The organism is Bdellovibrio svalbardensis (genome assembly GCF_029531655.1).
GTDB classification, from domain to species: Bacteria; Bdellovibrionota; Bdellovibrionia; order Bdellovibrionales; family Bdellovibrionaceae; genus Bdellovibrio; species Bdellovibrio svalbardensis.
This window is the reverse complement of sequence record NZ_JANRMI010000004.1, coordinates 310,084-329,912: the sequence shown is the minus strand read 5'-3', so window position 1 is coordinate 329,912 and position 19,829 is coordinate 310,084. Positions and strand designations below refer to the sequence as shown.

Here is a 19,829-nt window from a genome sequence, read left to right as displayed (position 1 = left end):
TTGCTTGTATTTCAACGATGGTTCTAAATTAATATTCATGAAGCATAATGATTCTGTAGCCGATCGCAGTCCTGAAATTCGCCCCGAAGTTGGAGAGGTTATGGATTATATCCGTCATATCTTCAAAGCCCTTCGCGTCTCTTCCAGTCAGTTTGAAAAAGATCTCGGTCTGAGTGCCGCGCAGGTTTTTGTGCTGAAGAAGCTCAAAGACGAACCGGGCTTGTCCATCAACGAACTTGCCAATAGAACAGTGACTCATCAAAGCTCGGTCTCTGTGGTTGTGAAAAAACTTGAAGAACAGAAGCTCGTGCAACGATCGACGTCGAAGCAAGACTCCCGCAAGGTGGTGGTGTTTTTGACGGAGGAAGGTGCAGGGAAGTTGGCGAAGATTCCACGGGCTCTTCAGGAAGATATGATTGAGACCTTGCTCAATATGCCAAATGAAAAAACGGTGGCTCTGGCGAAACTCATGAAGGAGTTCGTTCAGAAAGCCGGAATCGTCGACGGTTCAGTAGCTCCCATGTTCGACGAATATAAAAGTTAAATCTCTCGTTTAATTTGTGCGAGATATGTTTTGATGAAGGCGACGCGATGTTCGCCTTCTTTTTTTGCCGTCTCGGTATTCAGGTGCTCAACCAGGTTAAACAACTTGGTGTAAAAGTGATCGATACCAAAGCTCTTGTCATCCAGGTCCCGGCCTGTCGCCCAAGGATCTTGCTCTGAATAAAACGGTCGACTCATAAGCGTCGAAGTGGCAAAGCAACGAGCGATGCCGATGGCTCCAAGGCTGTCTAAGCGATCTGCGTCTTGTACGATCTTTGCTTCAAGAGTATCCGCTTTAATATTGGCGCTGTAGGAATGCGCTTCGATGGCGTGACGGATTTCCTCGAAATACTCTTCAGGATAGTGAACCGAGCGCAGATATTCCAATGCCGCTTCTGCGGAAATGCGTGAGGCGTAAGGACGGCGTGGGTCGCCCTTTGGGATATTTACGAAATCGTGAAAGAACGCCGCGGGCATGACAACCTCCCACTTGGCTTTTTCAGCAAGACATAAGGACTTCGCGGTATGGACCACTCGCAAAATATGCAGGTAATCGTGGGAAGGATCGGAATGAGGATAGATGACGCGAGCTTTGTTGCTGAAAAGCTCAAACCACTTTTTTTCATTGAATTGAGTCTCAGTTGTCATTGGTTCCATCGTCCTATTTTAAGTTACTGAACGCTTTCTCTCACGATAGGGTAGGACATTTTGTCAAAATACGCAGTCAACAACTGGTCAGAATAGTTGTCCACGTGATCAAAGGTCACATAGCCGTAACCTTGATTACCCCACTCATTTCCCCAGGAGTTTTTGAATAGAAAGACTTTCTTTTCACTGTCATATCCCACAAGCAAAACAGCATGGCCACCGCAGGAAATCTTGCCGCTGGCGCATTCCGCGTCGATCTCTGGGCTCATTCTAAAGGTTCCCTTTTTATCATCCACGTAGGGAAGGGCCACCTTCAGAGTCACAACCACGGAGCGTTTTTGTTTCAACTCGTCCAGGGCTTGTAAAGACCAAGGCTTGCGCACCCACATCTGAGTGAGTTGTTTGAATTTCATGCTAAAAAATGATGTGCGTGAGATCTTCTGTTTTCGTAAATCAAAGAAGGCTTCGTCCCCAGCACTCAAAGGCTTGGTGAAGTCGATGCTCTTTTCCTGATAAGGAAGACTGAGTTCGGAATATACGTATCCATCCTTGATCATATTCTGAAGAACTTCGTAGGTATTTCCAAACTCAACTTCGGGGCGCCATGAATAAATGATTTTATTGCGAAACACCTCGAACTCTTCAGAGATGTCGTATTCTTTCCCATTGAAGCCCTTAAGTGTGCTTTCCACCAATGCAGAGACAGCAAAATAAGCGCAGGTGTCGCGATTTTTCTGGTTCTTAACTTCGGTTTGTTGAGGGCGAAGATCCACTTGCTCAGCAAGGGCACTTTCCAAAAGAGCGGAGCAAAGCAGAGTGGCAGTCAGAAGAAGAATGCGGAATATAGTTTTCATGGACTGAGGCAAAGCAAATGCTTTGCCAAGTGGTTCCTTAAATTTAAGCAGTCAGATCGAAGGTGTGGCGACAGAGAGAACCCTGAGGGAGTTTTGACGGTTCGCCCGAGAGTCTTTTACCGGGCTGTCAAAAAAATGTTCAGTCGGGTTCACCAATGTCAATTGGGTTATAGAAGAGTGGCCGTGGCTCCCAGAATTCAATTTTGTTTCCCTCGGGATCAAAGACCCAAGCAAACTTTCCATATTCACTTTCGGAAAGATGATCTTCGATGCGCACTCCATTTTCGGCAAGCTTCGTTAGCACCGGGGCGAGGTCATTCACCTGAAAGTTCAACATGCACGGAGCCTGCGAGGGGGAAAAGTAAGACGTATCCACGGGCAAAAAACTGACGAGCGTATAGTCGGGCAATAATCTTTCGACCGGGATGATAAATCCACCCTTGTCGTCGCGCTGTAAACCCAGATTCTTCTCATACCACGTATAAAGTTTTTCGGGATTTTTTGCCTTTATAAAGATTCCGCCCACGCCATTTACATCCATGGGGTTATTATCGCGAGAATCCTCAGGGATCTTCAAGTCAGCGTGAGTTCATTGTGCTGGAAAACAACGCTTAGGAAGTAAAGATAGTAAATGTCTCGTGAACCTGCGGCTCATTGATTGATGAAAGCCACGGATGAGCTTGATAGATTCGATGTCGAATGTAGCGGCCGCGAGCGACAATGTTAATCGAGCGACCGCGAGCGATTCTTTTAAGATCGTCCAAAGTTTTGTCGATGGCTGGGGCGCTTCCGAAATCGAATAAGAAATAATGTTCAGCCTTTTCAGGAATAAAATCGGGAGCGGTTAAATCCTGAGTCAGAATTTTGGCATTTGGATAATTGAAATTCCGAAGAATGCGATTGCCCTCTGCGACTCGTTCAGCAACCAGTTCATAGCCAACGAATTTGTTATCAGGATAATGTCTTCCCACAACAAAGGCCATGCGCCCATAACCACAGCCAAGATCCACAATGGTTTCCTGGGGCTTTAAATTGAGTAGGTTTAAGATCCAGCGAATCTCAGAGTAAGGAGTCTGCAATGCCTGAACGGGAAGTCCGCGCCAGCACTGCACAGGAATATCTTTGTCTGCTTGAACGTTGTAGTCCTGCGAGGTGAGGAGTTTTTTTTCGACGTCCGCGGTTTGAAATCCCAACCAGTTGTCTATTTCAACAGAGTGCTCTTGCGCTTCTTGATAGCTGCATTCATCGTAGGTGACTAAAGGAAAGGGCCCCGTGGGGTCAAACTTGAGAAGGCTCAAGTCTGTTTTATAGGCTGGGGACCGATTCTTGTAAAGCGGAAATGCGCACCTGAGATTTTGTCTTGTTCGCCAAAGATAAATCTCGAGTGCCTTGAACTTCCAGTTGGCGCTTTATCTCTTCGGGAACATAGGTTTTCTTTTGCAGCATGAGATTTGCCGCCAAACCAGTCACCCATGCAGTGGCTTGCGAGGTCCCGGTCATATAGCCGTATTGTCCCCCTGGCAATGACGACAGAATACGTTTACCCGGAGCCGCAATGTCGACGGAGCTGGAGCCGTAGTTGCTGCTGGCAATAAGACGCTTTTGAGAATCCATAGCCGCCACAGAAATGATATTGCTCACTTTATAGCTGGCAGGGTAGTAGCCAAAGGTGTCCGTGTTCAAGCCGCCATTCCCGGCAGCTGCAACAAAAAGTATTCCCTGCTTTTGGGCTTCGCGAATAGCTTTTTCTTCCGTAGGGTTGCGGTCATAACCACCGCCGGAGTAGTTGATAATATCTACTTTCATTTTTGTTGCATACTGAATAGCCTTCACCGTTGCGCTGACATTGTCCTCGCCGGTTTTGCCACTGTCATAATATTTAAGGATCATGTATTTCACATGGGCATTTTGAGTGCGCTGTTGAATGATTCCGGCAATGTGAGTTCCATGCCCGTTGTTGTCGGTGAGCTCATTGTTATGAGCAACAAAATTCCATCCATGGACGTCGTCGACAAATCCATTGCCGTCATCATCGATGCCGTTAATAATTTCGCGCGGGTTTTCCCAGATATTTTCCTTGATCAACGGATGAGTGACTTCCGCCCCTGTATCGATGATCGCAATCACGATGTCTTTGTCCTTGATGTCCTGCGCCGGTGCGGTGAATGAGGAAGAGGTGAGTAGAAGGGCGATAAAAATGTTGGCTACTTTTACGTTTGTCTTCATGCTCTATCACTAGAGCAACGAGTGGACCACCTTGAGACTGTCTTTAAATGGCCCTCGTCTGAAAAAACGCCATGACTGTCTAGATTCTTTTAAACATAAAAAAAGCCCGGACGGGTGTCCAAGCTTTTGTAGTCACTATCTATCCTTAGACGCCTGTCTATAAGTTGATCAGGCCACTTTCTTGGTCGCAGTAGGGCCGGCAATTGTGTATTTGTTGCGACCTGTGGACTTCGACTCATAGAGGGCGCCGTCGGCTCTTTTATACCAGGTATCCGCAGTTTCCCCAGGGATCAATTGAGCGATACCCATAGAGACAGTAAAGCGAATCTGGTGATCACCGTGGATGAAGACTTCCTTGCGGATTTTTGCCATCGCATCGTCGACAATCTTAGAAGCCGCTTTGGCATCGCAGCCGGGTAGGATCACCGCGAACTCTTCACCGCCTAAACGGGCAATGAAGTCCTCTTCGCGAGAGAAGCTTTCCTGCAGCATGCGCACAGCCTCTTGCAAGATAAAGTCGCCAATATCATGGCCGTAGTTGTCGTTGATCTTTTTAAAGAAGTCGATATCGAGCATCACCAAGGTGATAGGGTCTTTATCGAGTTCATTCAGTTGCAAGTAGCGCTTGATTTGCTCGTCGTAACTACGGCGATTGTGAGCCCCGGTGAGGTGATCACGGCGCATCGTTTGATTGGCTTCCATGAGCTGACGTTTGACGCTGGAAAGATTCTTTTTAACCGTTTCCATGCGTTTTGATCGGCGTTCATTGGAAGTCGTTTGGCTTTTTAAATACAAATCAATAAATTCGCGGGACTTCGCGCGCAGTTCTTCCACTGAATTTGATTCCACCGCTTCACGCAGCTGTGCCAAACTCTTATCCATATCGCTTTGCGCGTAGGTTTCGGAATTGACCTCTTCGCTCAAATGATCAGCGAACTCCCAGATGATTCGTTTGAAATCATCAATGGTGTTTTGCACAAAAGAGTACTCATCAATGCGGTAGCTTGAAAAAAACTGACGAAGCTCAAAAAGAGTGTCGTTCAATGATTCCTGGTTTTGCGCATGGACAATGTCTTTGGCAAAGGTGTCAATTTTAGCGCGGACTTTACGCACTTGATGTTTCGGAATCTCAAAGAGGTTTTTATTGTAGATATCCAACATATACACGATGGTGGCGCGCTCTTCAGATAAAACAGGGCCTTCTGGCTTTTTCGCTCCATTTGATGAGCCCCAGTCCATATCAAGTTGGTCGACAAGTTTTTTTACCCACTGTTTCAACGTCAGCCTCCGGGTTGGCTTTGGATACTAATATATAGATGTACCTCTTCATTTCGGAATATGAGGAACTAAGATTGAGGATTCTTTGCCGAGATTTTTTCATTCTCAAAGTGAGACGAAGTCCTCTGGCTCTAGGTCTGGTGAAGTGATGTTTTTATGCACAACTCTTTGCCAGTCCTGCAGTCTGTCGCGGAAAAAAACTAGAATGTTTCTGTCTATTCAAAAGATTGGTCTACTTTGAGGAGGTCACTATGGCCATCAGTGCGGAAGTCTCAGGACCTGATTTTTCCAAAGGCGTATCGGTTGAACTCATTGCCGAAGGCGAAAGTATACTTGGGCATGTTGGTGATAAGGCCATTCTCTTAAGTAAAATTGAAGATCAGTTTTATGCCATAGGCGCCCATTGCACTCACTACGGTGGTCCTTTGAATGAAGGGCTGATCACAGGGGAGACAGTTCACTGTCCGTGGCATCACGCGGTGTTTAGCTTAAAAACCGGGGAGGCTCTGAAAGCACCGGCACTGACTCCCGTATCTTGCTGGAGCATCGAAGTCCGTGATGACAAAGTTTTTGTGACCGGTAAAAGAAAAGCGGCTGTGGAACCTCGAGCTGGAACTGAAAAACAACAGTTTGTGATTGTCGGCGGTGGGGCTGCCGGAACCGCCGCGGCAGTGATGCTTCGTCGAAAAGGCTTTCTTGGTTCGATTCATTTACTCAGTGAAGATGAGGCACTTCCTTACGATCGCACGAATTTATCAAAGGACTATCTTGCAGGAAATGCCCCCGAAGAATGGATCCCCTTATGGGGGCAAGAGTTCTATCGCAAGCATGATATTAAATTGGAACTCAACGCGAAGGTTATGAAAATTGATGGCCATCGTAAGCATTTGTTTTTGGCGGATGGCCGTTCCTTGAAGTTTGATAAATGCTTGATTGCCACGGGCGGGACTCCGGTGAAGCCGCCTATTCCCGGCATTGAGCAGGATCATGTCTATATGCTTCGTTCCCTCAAAGACTGTCGTCATATCATCGACCGCACTAGTTGGGCGCAGAAAGTCGCCTTTATCGGTTCAGGCTTTATTGCCCTCGAAGCGGCGGCGGCTTTGCGCGCAAGAAATTTGGAAGTGCATATTGTCGCTCCGGAAGATTTGCCGCTAATCAAAGTGGTCGGCGTTCATGTTGGCAGCTACTTAAAGAAGTTGCATGAAGAGCACGGCGTGCATTTTCACTTGGGCCACGGAATCAAAGAAATCAGAGCTCGCAGTATCGTGCTGGATGATAAGACCTCGGTCGCCTGTGACTTTGTGATCGTCGGGGCAGGAGTGCGCCCGAACACCTTGTTGGCAGAGCAAGCAGGATGCAAAGTGGATAAAGGTGTCCTGGTTGACGAGTATCTGGAAACCTCGGTTCCGGGGATTTATGCAGCAGGGGATATTGCGCGCTGGCCCGATCCTCACAGCAATAAGCATATTCGTGTTGAACACTGGGAGGTGGCGGAGCGCCAGGGGCAGATTGCTGCTTTGAATATGCTTGGTGATGGAGTGAAGTTCCAGGAGGTGCCATTCTTCTGGACACAGCACTATGACACCAGCTTGGGGTATGTCGGCAATGGCGGGGACTTTGATCGCATGGAAGTCTTCGGAGATTTAGGTAAGAATGATTTCGCCGTGGCTTTCTATGATGACGAACGTGTCGCTGCTTTATTGACGGTGGGAAGAGATCGCGAAAGTCTTTTGATCGAAGACGCCATCACCCATTTTGATAATAAAAAAGTTCAGGAAACTCTTTTGGACTATGAACGGCGTTTGCACAGCAAGCATACACCTACGCCCAACTATTTCGAACCCAGTCCTTAAAAAGCAAAAGCCCTTTTTACAAGGGCTTTTGCTTAGGTAAAATACGATCGGCTTCGGCCTTAAGTTGGCGAATGACCTTCGAGTCAAATTTGGGAAGTTTCGGGTGAAGACTTTCCAATCGATCTACCAAAATTTTTGAAATGATATAGTTGCGGATCCCTTTATTGTCTGCGGGAATGATCGCCCACGGACTTTCTTTGCTATGCGTGGCGCGAATCACTTCCTCATAAGCCTTGTGATACTCTTTCCAATAGCGGCGCTCGGTCAAATCACTGAGTGAGAACTTCCAGTGCTTATTGTCATTTTCAAGACGTTGCTGCAAACGGCGCGCTTGTTCATCCAAACTGATGTTCAGAAAGAACTTAAAAATCACGGTGTTTTCATTGGTGAGCATTTTCTCAAAGGCATATATGTCTTTCAGTCTTTGAGTTGTTGTTTTCGCCGGAAGAGATTTGTGCACCTTCGGCACAACATAATCTTCATAATGACTGCGGTTGAAGATCACCATTTCGCCGTTGGCGGGCAGAGCTTTGTGAACTCTCCAAAGATAGTCATGGGATTGTTCCAGTTCAGTCGGAGCCTTGAATGAGACGACGCGGACGCCTTGGGGGTTGGTCGCTCCAAAAACATGTTTCACCGTGCCATCCTTGCCGGAAGTGTCGAGACCCTGCAGGACGATCAATATTTTATATTTATTCTCTGCGAAGAGAACTTCTTGGAGATCGGCGAGGCGTTCTCCGAGGTGATGAGTTTTTGTTTCCAGGTCTTCGTTATTGAGCTTTACAAATTGCTCACCCTTGGTGGGAAAGGAGGCGAGTCTTTTATTTCCTAAGAAGAAGTGTTTCTCTTTAGTCACGGCATCGCCTCCATTAGATTGAAATAGATTGAAATCTTGAAATCGCTTGTGCGGTAAGTTTATTTTTTCACAGCCGTCAATTTGAGTAAATTTGTACTTAAATTCTGGAAGACCGTGCTCAAAGCCATTTCGTAGGCTTGATTGATGTCACTGCCCATAGAGACATCGCTCACAGGACTTTTCATCTCAAAGCATGAAGTGGCATCGGAGTAGAGATTTGCGACTTGTGGAATCGCCAGCATCGCATTCATTTTCACACAGCCATCTTTGTATTCACCCACTTGTTGGTCTTGGACGGACATCAAAAGAACATTCGTAGACGTGGAGTTCACGGCAATGCCTTGAGACTTCAAGGAAAGGGTCACGGCTCTGCGGAGTTCGCGCTGAAGGGCTTCCGTATTCTCGCGATATTGTGAATCACGGTTGTCCAAGATATTCACACTGACGGTCTTTTGCGGAATATTTTTAAGTGGTGGAACTTTGACGTTCGCCACGTTGATTGTTGGCACATTACTAATATTTGTTGGACGAAGAGTCGCACAGCCCGTCAAGATTACGAAAGAGAAAGTTAAAGCCAAATGCCATTTTAGGTTATGGCTGCATGTTTTGTTTGCTCTTTGGTACATAGAATCTCCCATCATGTTAATATGCTAGAGGGAAAGAGAAGGAGGCTGCAATGAAAATCGGATTTATGGGACTCGGTCACATGGGTTCAAAAATGGCCGCAAGGATTCTTCAGGCAGGATTTGAACTGAGCGTCTACAATCGCACCCCAGCTGCCGCGAAGGAATTGGTCTCCCAAGGGGCAAAGCTTGTGGAAAGCCCCGCTGATTTGCACGACTGTCATATCGTCATCTCAATGCTCTCAGATGACAAGGCGGTTGAAAGCGTGGTTTACGGTGATCGTGGTTTCCTGAAGCATGTTGAACCCGGAACGATCCATATTTCGATGAGTACAATCAGTCCCTCGTTGGCCGAGCACATGGATATCGATCATCAAATGGTGAATTGCTTTCTGGTCGGAGCCCCGGTTTTTGGTCGACCAGAATCAGCAGAGGCTGGAAAGCTGTTTGTTATGGCTGGAGGCGATGAGCAGGTTTTAAGAAGTTGTAAAAGGGTCTTTGCCGCTTTAGCGCAAAAAGTTTATCACGTCGGCGAAAATCCGGCCCATGCTCACCTGATGAAAATCCTGGGTAATTTCATGCTGGTCTCAAATGTTCAAATACTGTCTGAAGCCCTGGCTTTGGCGGAAAAATCCGGGCTCAATCAAAAAATCTTTTTGGAAGCCATGACCAGCTCGTTGTTCTCGGCGCCGTTGTTTAAGAACTATGGTGGGATGATTATCGAGAAGGCTTACAACAAAAAGAACGGCTTCGGAATGCCTCTGGCACTCAAGGATATTCGCCTGGCCCAAGAGGCTGCCGCCAATGCGGGAAGTCCCTTGCCGATGGCGAGCTTGGTGCATGATCAGGTGGTCACCGCCATGGCTCGTGGATTGGGGCAGATGGATCTCAGCGCTCTCGGAAAGTTAGCCGCCGATAACGCTGGCATCATCGATCAGAGTTCCAGTCTGCTGAATAGAGATCGCAGTATGGATCTAGAGAGCGATATTCCTCACTAAACAGCGGAGCTTTGCTGGTTAGGCTTTGGGGACACCGTTTGCGAGCCCTCCAAACGAGCCTCTAAAGTAATTTCGGCGTTGAGCAATTTTGAAATAGGACAATTCTTTTTCGCATCTTCGGTGAGGGTGCTAAAAAGAGCTGCGTCTATTCCGGGAACCTGCGCCCGCAGCTTCAGCTTCGAGGACTTCACAGTATATCCGGCGCCCTCTTTTTCAATAGTCACCGTGGCAGACACCTCTAAGGCTTTTGCTTCATAGCCCGCTTTGTTGAGGGCCCCCGACAAAGCCATGGAAAAGCAACTCGCGTGAGCTGCAGCGACGAGTTCTTCGGGATTTGTTCCTGGGGCATTTTCAAAACGAGTAGCAAAAGAATAGGGGATATTTTTTAGAACTCCGCTGGCTGTCGTGACGTCCCCGCGACCGCGTAGCAGAGATCCTCGCCAATAGGCTGAAGCCTTTCGTTCCATAGGAACCTCCTCGCTATTTTATGGTCGGCCAATTTGCAGAACTTGGACATAAAAAACAAACCCCTGTGCCTAATTGCAGAGGGGTTTGATTCGAAAGTCGAGGATAGTTATTAGGCTAAAAGACTAAACGAGTGGAGTGATCCAACCTTGAGTGTCCGGCATTTGCCCGCGTTGAATCGAAGTGATTTCGTTGTAAAGCTTCGTGCTGAGTTCCCCAGTTTGGCCACCGTTGATAACCCAGTCTTTGCCTTGATAGTGAAGCTCGCCAATTGGTGAGATCACAGCTGCAGTGCCAGTACCAAAAGCTTCCAAAAGCTCGCCTTTTTGCAGACGTTCTACAACTTCAGTGATGGTGATTTTTCTTTCGACGATCGGAAGATTTTTTGAATGAAGAAGCTCGATGATTGCATCACGAGTTCCGCCATTCAAAATGCTGCCATTCAAAGCCGGCGTTACGATTTCATTTTTGAAGACGAAGAACACATTCATCGTGCCCACTTCTTCAATGCCCTGATGCTCGACATCCAACCAAAGAACTTGGGCATAGCCTTTTTTCTTCGCTTCAAGTGCCGCTTTCAAGCTGGAAGCATAGTTGGCTCCGGCTTTCACTGCTCCCAAACCGCCCGGGGCTGCGCGAAGATATTTTTCTTCCGTCCAAATTTTAACTGGCTTCGTGCCCTCGGAGTAATAAGAACCGACCGGAGAAAGAAGGATAAAGAACATGGTTTCGCGCGAAGGGCGCACACCCAAGAAGGATTCAGTCCCAATCAGGGTTGGGCGAATGTACAAGGCTGTGTTGGGCTCATGGGGAATCCAGCGTTGATCCACTTTCACCAACTCATGAAGACCTTGCATGAAAAGATCCAATGGCGGAGCTTCCAAACACATGCGTTCCGCACCTTGAGCCATACGGTCATGATTGAATTCAGGTCTGAAGAAAACGATTTTGCCATCAGCTTGACGGAAAGCCTTCATGCCTTCAAACAAGGCCTGACCGTAGTGAAATACGGAGGCACCAGGATCCAATGGAAGTGGGCCGTAAGGAAGAATTTGAGCATCATACCAGCCTTTGCCTTCCATATACTTGGCAACGAACATGTGGTCGGTGAAGTATTGACCAAATCCAAGTTGATCAGAGGGTGGAAGGGCTTTAGGCGCAGTTGTCAGGGTTGTTTTGATATCGCTCATTGAGTAGGCTTACTCCTTAACTTATAAGCGCCCTAAATATATGATTTTGAGGGCAAAGTCATGCCTTTAATTGCCCTGAAAACCTTACTCTTCGAATTGGTTTGTGCGTAGAAGTACGAGGGTACAAGCTTCGGTCGTCTGAATACCCGCAGCCTTAAGTTTTTGCTCGATCTCTTTGGACTCAGTCCCGGGGTTAAAGATAACTCGTTTAGGTTTGAGCCTGATGAGACGGTCCACTTGCTCTTCAAGGCGGTGAGGATTCATATAAAGAGTGACCGTATCGATGTCAGAGAGTTCATCCAAAGATTTCGCAACTTTAACGCCCTCAATTTCATCGAATGCAGGGTTCACAGGCAGGGGAGTGTGCCCATATTCTTGCAGCATCTTGAGAGCCTTGTAGGCGTAACGATCCGGCTTGTTGCTGGCACCTAGAATTGCGACTTTTTCCTTCATATGACCCCCTAAAAGACTTACTTGAAGCCTAGCGGCCCTAAAACAAAAAAACCACCGGTTTTTAAGCGGTGGTTTTGAAAACCTTTAAGAAATTACAAAATACGAACTATTCTTCGTAAGTCGCAGGCACAATCTGCGATTGCGTGTCTTCAAGCAAGACGTCGCGCACAGATTTATTTTGGGGAGCATAAAGAATGAGCTCGCTGGATCCATAACCTTTCAAGAGAGGAACTGTGATACTGTCATGGCCATTCAATTCAACCACTTCCGGCATCTGAGCAAAAGAAGCTCCCATTTTTTCGACGGAAATCTTCTGCCAAGTTTGCTCCTGTTTATCCAGATAATCGTCGTACTCAATGGCACCAGAATCTTCATGGGTCGTTGAAACCTTAATGCTCAACTCGCCCGTGTCAGAAATAGCCAACTGTGAAATATCGGCTTCAACAATTGCGAGAGTCGAGTTGTCGAAAACTCCCATGCCTCTTTGATCCACGACAGCCTGAGTATAATCCTCCGTCGCTTTTTCAGGATCTGCGGCAAAATCAGTTTCATATTGTTTGCGCATTTCTCGAGCCTGATTGCCATCCAGAAGAAGGCTGACGAATTCCTCGCCTTTCAATCCAGGCAAGCTTGATTGCGGAAGGCCCGCAAGTTCCTGGTCGGCTTGATTGTCGTTATTTGAATCAATTTGCACATTCACTTCGCAACGATTCCAGGTAGTCATACCCTCATAGAGCTTCACCGCGACCTGCAACAGGCGTTGACCGTCTTTTTCAATCACGCGGTAGCCCGCAGACTGCATGTCACAGTTTCTATTGTGAGCCAAGTCAGGCTTGCTGTCCTTTTTACGGGAGTCCGTCGCCAAAAGATTGAATAAATAAGCTTCACCCTTATTGAGGCCCTTATTTTGGATCACAACTTCCGCCAGACTGCCAGCGCTGTCTGCGGCGGAAGTGGAGTGAACCACCAAGGACTTCGCGCTGATTTGTGAGATCTGACGAGCCACTGCCAAGGCTGGAAGTTGCACGATCATTTCTTTATCGGTTGTGTACTTCAAGAAGCCATCGAGTTCGTCGTTAGCGCTTTTCATCAAAGACGCAACCACTTTAGCAGTGACTGAGATTGTTTTTGTTTCACCGGCAGCTAAAGTCACGCTGGGCGCGTTGACCTGCAAAGCGGCAGAGCCATTCCATTGTGGTTTCAGATTCAATGTCTCGGAACTGATGTTCTTCAATGTGATCTGTTGAACCAGGGTTTTTTGTTTTTCAACGTCGGTGATACCGAATGAAAGCGTTGATGGCACAGTCACAAGCTTTGCATTCAAAGACTCGGCTACTTGCACGCGACCAGCACCTTGGCGGCTGACAGTATAGGTTTTTTTGTCAGCATCTGCGATCACTTTGCCATGACCCAAAAGAACGGATTTCAACTCGTAAGGATTGAGATTGTGGTGTTTTTGTTTCAATAAAGCCATAACGCCTGCGATATGTGGACCGGCCATGGATGTTCCTGACATCGTCACACCTTGAGCGCCACCGCCGATATCCGCAGAAATAATATTAGTCCCTGGAGCCGCAATTTCAGGTTTGATCAAACCATCTTCCGAACGCGGACCGCGAGAAGAGAATGGAGAAATCGTATCAACCAGCCATGCTTTTTCAATCAAAGCTTCTGGCTTAAGGTTAACGCTGACGGCACCTAGCTTTAGAAGTTCTTTAAGAGCATTGCCATCCTTCAAAGAGATCATAACAGAAGGGATGTCATAAGAACCATCGCCACCCATGATGAAGGGATCGCCATCGGCATTGTTAGCGACGACCACGGCAATTGCACCAGCTTCGTGAGCTCTTTTGATCTTATCTGCAAAGGCCACTTTACCACGATCAATAAAGGCCACTTTGCCTTTGATTTGTTCCTTCAATGGAGATTGAAAGTCAGCATCGGCGTAACCCAATGCAATGATTTCGCCTTTGAGCTCAGCAATGTCGGCAAGTTTTTTGGTGATAGATCCTTCAATCGCTTCCGCGCTGACGGATTTGTCGCCTACAGAGAATTGCGCCGTTGGGAATTGAATGTTGTGGTTCATATTGTCGATGCTTGAAGCGACTGAAATTGCATCGTCTGAAACGCCGGGTGCTCCCACAATAAAGCTCTTATCACCAGAGTTACCGCCAGAAGCGACGACGATCGTTCCACCACGGACCAAGTTTCTGATGGCGTGGTTGTACATAATATGGGCGCTGCCGTAACCGCTACCCAAAGAAAGATTCACGACATCCAGCTGATCGTCAAAGGTCATGTCGCCAGATGGATTCACAGAGTATTCTAGCGCCGCAATGACCGCTTCATCACTGGTTGAGCCTTTGGCACCAAAGACTTTAATCGCATAAAGATCAGCGGCAGGGGCAACGCCATCATAAGTATTTACGCCATCACCAATACCGGCAACAGTTCCGGCAACGTGAGTTCCGTGGCCTGCTTCATCCAAAGGATTGGCATCTGGAACGGGAATACGTTTTTTGTAGTCTGCGGAAGAAGTGTTGTAGTCGCTACCGACCAGGTCAATGCCACCTACAACTTTTTTGTTCGGAAAGCCGGCGTTTGGTTTTGAAGGATCCACGGCATTGTAAGCCTCTTCCGTGCCTTCGCCATAGAACATCTTATGAGTGTAGTCGATGCCGGTATCGATGATGCCGACTTTCATGCCCTCACCGCGGATGTTTTGTTGATAGGCGGCTTCGCTGCCAATGAATTTCACAGAAGTGTTGGCACCGACTATTCCTTTGAGTTTTTCTTTAGCCATAGGCAAAGGACGCGCAAAGGGTGCTGATTTTTCTGAAAGAGTCACGTTTGGAAGTGCTTTGATTTTATCGAACGCATCAGCAGGGGCCCAGATCGTGACCGCATTCAAAACGAATTTGTAGCGAATAAGAATGCGAATGTCGGGAGAGATTTTTTGCAACTCTTGAATCGTTGCCTCTTGCTCTGCTTGAATCGCCTTGAGTAATTTCTTGTCAACGACAAGCTTGCCATTTTGTCTTTCTGAGGTTTCCAGAAGAGCCGGGTTTTGCAATTTAAGAATTGCGACCATGGGTTCGCTCAAAGTAGGGCGGGTGGAGTAAAGACCATCCAAGAACTCCGCATTCACAGAGTTGCTCATTGGCGATTTCGCCGAGTTACATCCAGCCATTAAAAGCGCAGATACAAAGAGAAGTGAAAACTGGCGAGAGAATCTAGAGTTGCGTGCTTGCATGTCGGTGGCCTTTCTTCTGTAGTGGCATAATGGGCCCAATCAAAGGCACTGATATACCACAGGGGGGCTATATCTCAAGAAACATGCCGACTATTTTGGTGTCGTTAAGGGGCTGAAGCCCTATCAGGGCTCTCAAATGTGAGTAGCATGTAATTTTTAGCAGAACGTAGAAAGTACGGACACACTTAGGGGGTCGCGACTGCGTTATTTCTTGTCTATTGTTTCTTGTCGACGATCATCACGCTGAGTCTGCTCACGCAGACCAATTCTGATTTCTCGTTATGGATTTCAATATTCCAAACGTGAAGGTTTTGACCTACGCGGATAGGAGTGACCTTCCCGGAAACAAAGCCTGAAGTGGCAGATTTCAAATGATTGGCGTTGATTTCAATGCCCACGGGCATCTTTTGATTTGAAGGAATGCAGAACAATGAGGCCACGCTGCCGAGCGTTTCAGCAAGCGCAACCGAGGCTCCACCGTGAAGTAATCCAGCGGGCTGCTTCGTACGTTGATCGACCGGCATCTTTGCGACCAAGTAGTCGTCTCCCACATCAGTGAACTCCATGCCGAGGTGATCGCACATGGTGTTTTTGCAGGCTTTTTGAAGGGCTTCAAGAGTCGGTTTTTGCATCCAGATCATGACAAGACTCTAGAACGATTTTGAGCAATTGGGGAGCATTTTATATTCTTTCGGCCACCAAAGAGAGAATCTTTTCACTGGAGGTGCCGTCGCCGAAGGGATTTTTTGCCTCCGACATGTTCCTGTAAATGCTTGGATCACGCAGGACCTCCAACGCCGTATTTAAAAAGGCCTTGTGCTCCAGGGGAATGAGTTTGGAAGTCCCGGCAGCAATAGCCTCGGGACGTTCTGTTTTCTCCCTGGCCACCAAGATAGGCTTCCCCAATGAGGGCGCTTCTTCCTGAACGCCGCCAGAGTCCGTAATGATTAAGTGCGCACGATTCATCAAATAAACGAAGGGAACATAATCCACCGGCTCGCACAGCCAAATCTTGGTTTCACCTGATCGGGGAGGCACTCCCTTATCAACCCACTGCGCTTGTGCGCCAAAAATCTTTTCCGCAGACTTGCGAACTTGTGGATTCATATGCAAAGGAATCAAAAGTTCAATGTCATCCTGCTTTGATAGTTCCATCAGTCCGCGCATGACCTCTTCCATAGGAAGTCCAAAGGACTCACGGCGGTGGACCGTTACTAAAACCAGCTTTTTGTCGGTGTGCAAAAATGAATAATCCCGGTCGAACTGGGTCTTGAGTGCCACGTCTTCACAAAGTTTTCTGCGCACTTCGAAAAGAGCATCAATGCCAGTGTTGCCAGTGACAAAGATATCTCTATCTGGATATTGCTCCGAGAGAAGATTTTCTTTGGCAGTCTCGGTCGGTGCAAAGTGAGTGTGTGCCACCAGGCCCGTGGCCTTGCGGTTGAATTCCTCAGGATAGGGTGAATAAATATCTCCAGATCTCAGACCCGCTTCAATGTGCATCACCGGCACGCGGTGGTAAAAACTCACCAGGCTTCCGACAAAGCAGCTTGAGGTGTCTCCTTGAATAAGCACGGCATCGATTTTGGATTCTTGAAGAATACGGTGAACACCAGTCATGACCCCCATGGAAATATCCGTCAGCGATTGACCGGGCTTCATCAAATCCAGATCGAAGTCAGGGGTGATGCCAAAAAAATCAAACAGAGGCTTGATCATTTCACGATGTTGACCGGTCGAACAGACTAACACCTTAAAGCGGGAATCTTGTTTTGCTTTAAGAATGAGCGGAGCCATTTTGATCGTTTCGGGACGGGTACCAAAAACAAAGAGCAGCGTTTTCACCACAAGTACTCCAAAATTCAATTGTCACGTTTCATGCGCTGGGCAGTTTTGGTTGCGCGCTGAAAGATGTCAACGCCAGGGGAGGTGAGTTCTCTTATACTTTTGCAAGGAGAAGGTTGCTCTTTGAAATGTTTGTTAAACAACAAGCCGAATGAAAAGATAATGTCTTTTGGGGACGTGGAAAAACCAAAATGCTATATCTTTTTTAATGAATGAGTCTGACCGCACTTTGAAGTTAGGAAGAATGTGGAATTGATCTTGGTATTGGGAAACCAGTTGTTCGATCCTTCGCGCTGGCCTGAAAATTTAAAAGGGCCAACGACGGTATTCATGCGGGAAGACCGTGAGTTGTGTACATATTTTCGTTTTCACAAGCATAAAATTATTTTCTTTTTGGCGGCTATGCGTGCCTACAAAGATGAGCTGATTGATTCGGGCCGATCAGTTCACTATGAAGAGTTAGGCGTTGATCAAAAAAGCTATGATGACAGCCTGGCTTTCTATATTAAAAAAAATAAGGTTAAAAAAGTATATCTATTTGAAGTTGAGGATAAGTTTTTTGAAACGCGCATTCTGGAAGTTTTTAAAACCTTGCGGGTGGATTTCGAAGTCCTAAGATCTCCGATGTTTCTCACCAGTCGTGTTGGTTTTTCAGACTACCTTAAGAAATACAAAAAGCCGTTCATGAAGAACTTCTATGAACAGCAACGTAAGAGATTTAAAATTTTGGTCGATCATGAGATGCGGCCGGCGGGTGGGCAGTGGAGTTTTGATGAGGAAAATCGCCTGCCATTGCCTGCAGATATTTTCCCGCCGGATCTGCCAAGCTTTCCCAAAGATCCCCATGTTCGAGCGGTGCAAAAAGTTTGTGACGTTTTTTTTGAGAATCATCCAGGAGATGTCGAAGAGTTTTGGCTGCCGGTCCGGCGCGATCAAGCCAAACAATGGCTTGAAGACTTTCTAAAAAACAAACTGAATTCTTTCGGCCCCTATGAAGATGCGCTGGCGATTCACTCGGATTTCGTGTTTCATTCGGTGCTCACTCCCTTTTTAAATACGGGATTGCTCACGCCTCAGGAAGTTATCTAGGAGGCACTCCATTTTGCAAAAAGGAATAAAGTGTCGATAGCCTCTCTGGAGGCCTTTGTCAGGCAGGTGATTGGCTGGCGAGAGTTTGTTCGCGGAATCTACCAGAACTTCAGTGCCACTCAGGATACGGTCAATTTTTGGGGACATCATCGCAAGCTTTCTTCAGTGTGGTACAAGGGCGGGAGTCATCTTCCACAACTGGAAAGAACTCTGAAGAAAGTTTTCAAATACAGTTACTGCCACCATATTGAGCGCCTCATGGTGCTGGGCAATCTCATGTTACTCCTGGAAGTGGACCCCCGGGATGCACATCGTTGGTTCATGGAGATGTTTGTAGATTCATCGGATTGGGTAATGGGACCGAATGTTTACGGAATGGCCTTGTTCAGTGATGGCGGCATTTTTGCGACCAAACCCTATATTTGTGGTTCAAACTATTGGCGCAAAATGAGTAAGGAAAAGGCCGGGGACTGGTGCGAGGGTTTGGATGGTCTGTATTGGGGCTTTATTGAAAAGCACCGCGATTTTTTTGCACAAAATCCGCGTCTTTCGATGATGGTTAAAAACCTGGACAAATTGGATCCAGCCAGAAAAAAGAAGATATTTGCGGCTGGAGAAGCCTTGAAAAATGAGTTGACGGAGATGGTATGACCGCCTTCTTCGGTTGTTTGGTTTAACGATCTTTTTTTTAAGCTTATAGGAAGTCATTATGTCAATCTCAGCGCGTAATCGCGAAAAATGGAGCTCTTTGACGGCGGATGATAAGGACCGCATTGTGCGCATGGCCTGGGAAGATCGCACGGCCTTTGATGCCATTAAAGAGCAGTTTCAACTCACGCCGAATGAAGTCGTGAAGTTCATGCGCACGCAGCTTGATGAAAAAGCCTATAAGCGCTGGCGACGTCGCGCCAATGAACAGGGGCATCTGAAGCATGAAATGCAAAGACCCTTTGTGGAAGGGCGCTTTAAATGCAGAAGACAGCGTTCTGACGGGTCCACCAAAGGATGGAAGTGATAGGATTGTTATTTCATTTTGGAAGCGAGTTTGATGGTTTTACCTGCAATCATAAAGTGACCATCCCCAAAATGATGAAGCGTGGAGGGATATTTTTTAAGTGGCGCCACCCATGCTTTTTGAACTTCTAAAAAGAACAAGTTGTACTTATTGGCCAATTTACTGTCGATGACCTTGCATTCTAAACTGGCATAGCATTCGTCAATGAGGGGTGCTTTGACGGTGGTCGCAGGCAGAGCCGTCAATTTGAACTTTTTAAACTTATCGACGGAATCTCCGGAGGTATTCCCGCAGCCAACAACTTGTTTGGCAATTTCCAAGGTCGGAATGTTGAGTACGCATTCTTTGCTTTTTCTAATCATCTCAAAGCTATGGTTTCGATTGCTGATCACACAGGCCACAATCGGTGGCTCGAAGTCGATCATTGTCTGCCAGGACATCGTCATAATGTTGGATTCGCCCCGGTAGGACGTAGTTACAAGGGCCACTGGGCCAGGTTCCAGCAAACGATAAACATCTTTGAGTGGATAATTCCTTTTTTTCATCCGTTTATTGTAGATTTAGGTGGGGATGAAAGTCTCGAAGCACGCACTGGACTTGAGGTGGTTTGTTGCAACGCATATTCTGGGTTCAACTT

The 19,829-nt window shown here is 47.0% G+C and carries 21 protein-coding genes; 6 read left to right on the top strand and 15 right to left on the bottom strand.

All coding sequences use genetic code 11. The annotated features are described in order from the left end of the window. Window positions 1-37: 37 nt before the first annotated feature. Entirely contained in the window at window positions 38-544 is a 507-nt protein-coding gene (locus tag NWE73_RS14525; RefSeq protein WP_277579065.1) for a MarR family winged helix-turn-helix transcriptional regulator, read from the top strand. Here the strand turns inward: NWE73_RS14525 and NWE73_RS14520 are convergent. From NWE73_RS14520 to NWE73_RS14495, 6 genes are all read right to left on the bottom strand, one after another. Further along, window positions 541-1,191 carry an HD domain-containing protein gene (locus tag NWE73_RS14520; RefSeq protein ID WP_407652965.1) on the bottom strand — a complete coding sequence of 217 codons (651 nt, stop codon included), beginning with the start codon at window positions 1,189-1,191 and terminating at the stop codon, window positions 541-543. The genes NWE73_RS14525 and NWE73_RS14520 overlap by 4 nt on opposite strands. 23 nt (window positions 1,192-1,214) lie before the next feature. Beyond that, entirely contained in the window at window positions 1,215-2,045 is an 831-nt protein-coding gene (locus NWE73_RS14515) for a C1 family peptidase (RefSeq protein WP_277579063.1), read from the bottom strand. Between the two features lie 139 nt (window positions 2,046-2,184). Beyond that, complete coding sequence (locus NWE73_RS14510) at window positions 2,185-2,586, bottom strand: VOC family protein (protein ID WP_277579062.1); 402 nt, start codon at window positions 2,584-2,586, stop codon at window positions 2,185-2,187. Between the two features lie 70 nt (window positions 2,587-2,656). Next, window positions 2,657-3,343 (bottom strand): class I SAM-dependent methyltransferase, encoded by a 687-nt coding sequence (locus NWE73_RS14505; RefSeq protein ID WP_277579061.1) that lies wholly within the window; start codon window positions 3,341-3,343, stop codon window positions 2,657-2,659. 7 nt (window positions 3,344-3,350) lie between these two features. Beyond that, a complete protein-coding gene (locus NWE73_RS14500; protein ID WP_277579060.1) occupies window positions 3,351-4,271 on the bottom strand; it encodes a S8 family peptidase in 921 nt (306 codons plus the stop codon). 168 nt (window positions 4,272-4,439) lie between these two features. After that, the gene (locus tag NWE73_RS14495) at window positions 4,440-5,549 is read right to left on the bottom strand and encodes a GGDEF domain-containing protein (RefSeq protein WP_277579059.1); all 1,110 of its coding nucleotides are present in this window, start codon (window positions 5,547-5,549) and stop codon (window positions 4,440-4,442) included. A gap of 251 nt (window positions 5,550-5,800) precedes the next feature. Between NWE73_RS14495 and NWE73_RS14490 the strand changes: the two genes are divergently transcribed. Beyond that, the gene (locus NWE73_RS14490; RefSeq protein ID WP_277579058.1) at window positions 5,801-7,405 is read left to right on the top strand and encodes an FAD-dependent oxidoreductase; all 1,605 of its coding nucleotides are present in this window, start codon (window positions 5,801-5,803) and stop codon (window positions 7,403-7,405) included. Between the two features lie 16 nt (window positions 7,406-7,421). Here the strand turns inward: NWE73_RS14490 and NWE73_RS14485 are convergent, their stop codons facing one another. Both NWE73_RS14485 and NWE73_RS14480 read right to left on the bottom strand, forming a co-directional pair. Next, on the bottom strand, window positions 7,422-8,261 hold the full coding sequence (locus NWE73_RS14485) for a PPK2 family polyphosphate kinase (RefSeq protein ID WP_277579057.1): 840 nt from the start codon (window positions 8,259-8,261) through the stop codon (window positions 7,422-7,424). A gap of 59 nt (window positions 8,262-8,320) precedes the next feature. Next, the gene (locus tag NWE73_RS14480) at window positions 8,321-8,887 is read right to left on the bottom strand and encodes a hypothetical protein (protein WP_277579056.1); all 567 of its coding nucleotides are present in this window, start codon (window positions 8,885-8,887) and stop codon (window positions 8,321-8,323) included. A 50-nt stretch (window positions 8,888-8,937) separates the two neighbouring features. Between NWE73_RS14480 and NWE73_RS14475 the strand changes: the two genes are divergently transcribed. After that, window positions 8,938-9,882 carry an NAD(P)-dependent oxidoreductase gene (locus tag NWE73_RS14475; RefSeq protein ID WP_277579055.1) on the top strand — a complete coding sequence of 315 codons (945 nt, stop codon included), beginning with the start codon at window positions 8,938-8,940 and terminating at the stop codon, window positions 9,880-9,882. On the opposite strand, the gene NWE73_RS14470 is transcribed toward NWE73_RS14475, so the two are convergent. The 6 genes from NWE73_RS14470 to wecB form a co-directional block, all read right to left on the bottom strand. Continuing rightward, complete coding sequence (locus NWE73_RS14470) at window positions 9,879-10,349, bottom strand: OsmC family protein (protein ID WP_277579054.1); 471 nt, start codon at window positions 10,347-10,349, stop codon at window positions 9,879-9,881. The two genes, NWE73_RS14475 and NWE73_RS14470, sit on opposite strands and share 4 nt — an antisense overlap. A gap of 123 nt (window positions 10,350-10,472) precedes the next feature. Continuing rightward, on the bottom strand, window positions 10,473-11,537 hold the full coding sequence (locus NWE73_RS14465; protein ID WP_277579053.1) for a branched-chain amino acid aminotransferase: 1,065 nt from the start codon (window positions 11,535-11,537) through the stop codon (window positions 10,473-10,475). An 84-nt stretch (window positions 11,538-11,621) separates the two neighbouring features. Further along, window positions 11,622-11,990, bottom strand: a complete 369-nt coding sequence (locus tag NWE73_RS14460; RefSeq protein WP_277579052.1) for a CoA-binding protein — start codon at window positions 11,988-11,990, stop codon at window positions 11,622-11,624. A gap of 106 nt (window positions 11,991-12,096) precedes the next feature. Further along, window positions 12,097-15,243 carry a S8 family serine peptidase gene (locus tag NWE73_RS14455; RefSeq protein ID WP_277579051.1) on the bottom strand — a complete coding sequence of 1,049 codons (3,147 nt, stop codon included), beginning with the start codon at window positions 15,241-15,243 and terminating at the stop codon, window positions 12,097-12,099. Between the two features lie 215 nt (window positions 15,244-15,458). Next, on the bottom strand, window positions 15,459-15,884 hold the full coding sequence (locus NWE73_RS14450) for a hotdog fold thioesterase (RefSeq protein ID WP_277579050.1): 426 nt from the start codon (window positions 15,882-15,884) through the stop codon (window positions 15,459-15,461). Between the two features lie 40 nt (window positions 15,885-15,924). Beyond that, window positions 15,925-17,088: a non-hydrolyzing UDP-N-acetylglucosamine 2-epimerase gene (wecB, locus tag NWE73_RS14445; RefSeq protein ID WP_407652964.1), complete on the bottom strand. Its 1,164-nt coding sequence runs from the start codon at window positions 17,086-17,088 to the stop codon at window positions 15,925-15,927. 246 nt (window positions 17,089-17,334) lie between these two features. Here wecB and NWE73_RS14440 point away from each other — a divergent pair, with 246 nt between their 5' ends. The 3 genes from NWE73_RS14440 to NWE73_RS14430 are packed head-to-tail and all read left to right on the top strand — an operon-like array spanning window position 17,335 to window position 19,192. Next, window positions 17,335-18,177, top strand: coding sequence for a cryptochrome/photolyase family protein (locus NWE73_RS14440; protein WP_277579048.1), 843 nt, complete (start codon window positions 17,335-17,337; stop codon window positions 18,175-18,177). A gap of 30 nt (window positions 18,178-18,207) precedes the next feature. Then, window positions 18,208-18,828 carry a cryptochrome/photolyase family protein gene (locus NWE73_RS14435; protein WP_277579047.1) on the top strand — a complete coding sequence of 207 codons (621 nt, stop codon included), beginning with the start codon at window positions 18,208-18,210 and terminating at the stop codon, window positions 18,826-18,828. A gap of 58 nt (window positions 18,829-18,886) precedes the next feature. Beyond that, a complete protein-coding gene (locus NWE73_RS14430; RefSeq protein ID WP_277579046.1) occupies window positions 18,887-19,192 on the top strand; it encodes a TIGR03643 family protein in 306 nt (101 codons plus the stop codon). Window positions 19,193-19,200: 8 nt separating this feature from the next. On the opposite strand, the gene NWE73_RS14425 is transcribed toward NWE73_RS14430, so the two are convergent. Beyond that, window positions 19,201-19,737, bottom strand: a complete 537-nt coding sequence (locus NWE73_RS14425; RefSeq protein ID WP_277579045.1) for a flavin reductase family protein — start codon at window positions 19,735-19,737, stop codon at window positions 19,201-19,203. Between the last annotated feature and the right edge of the window lie 92 nt (window positions 19,738-19,829).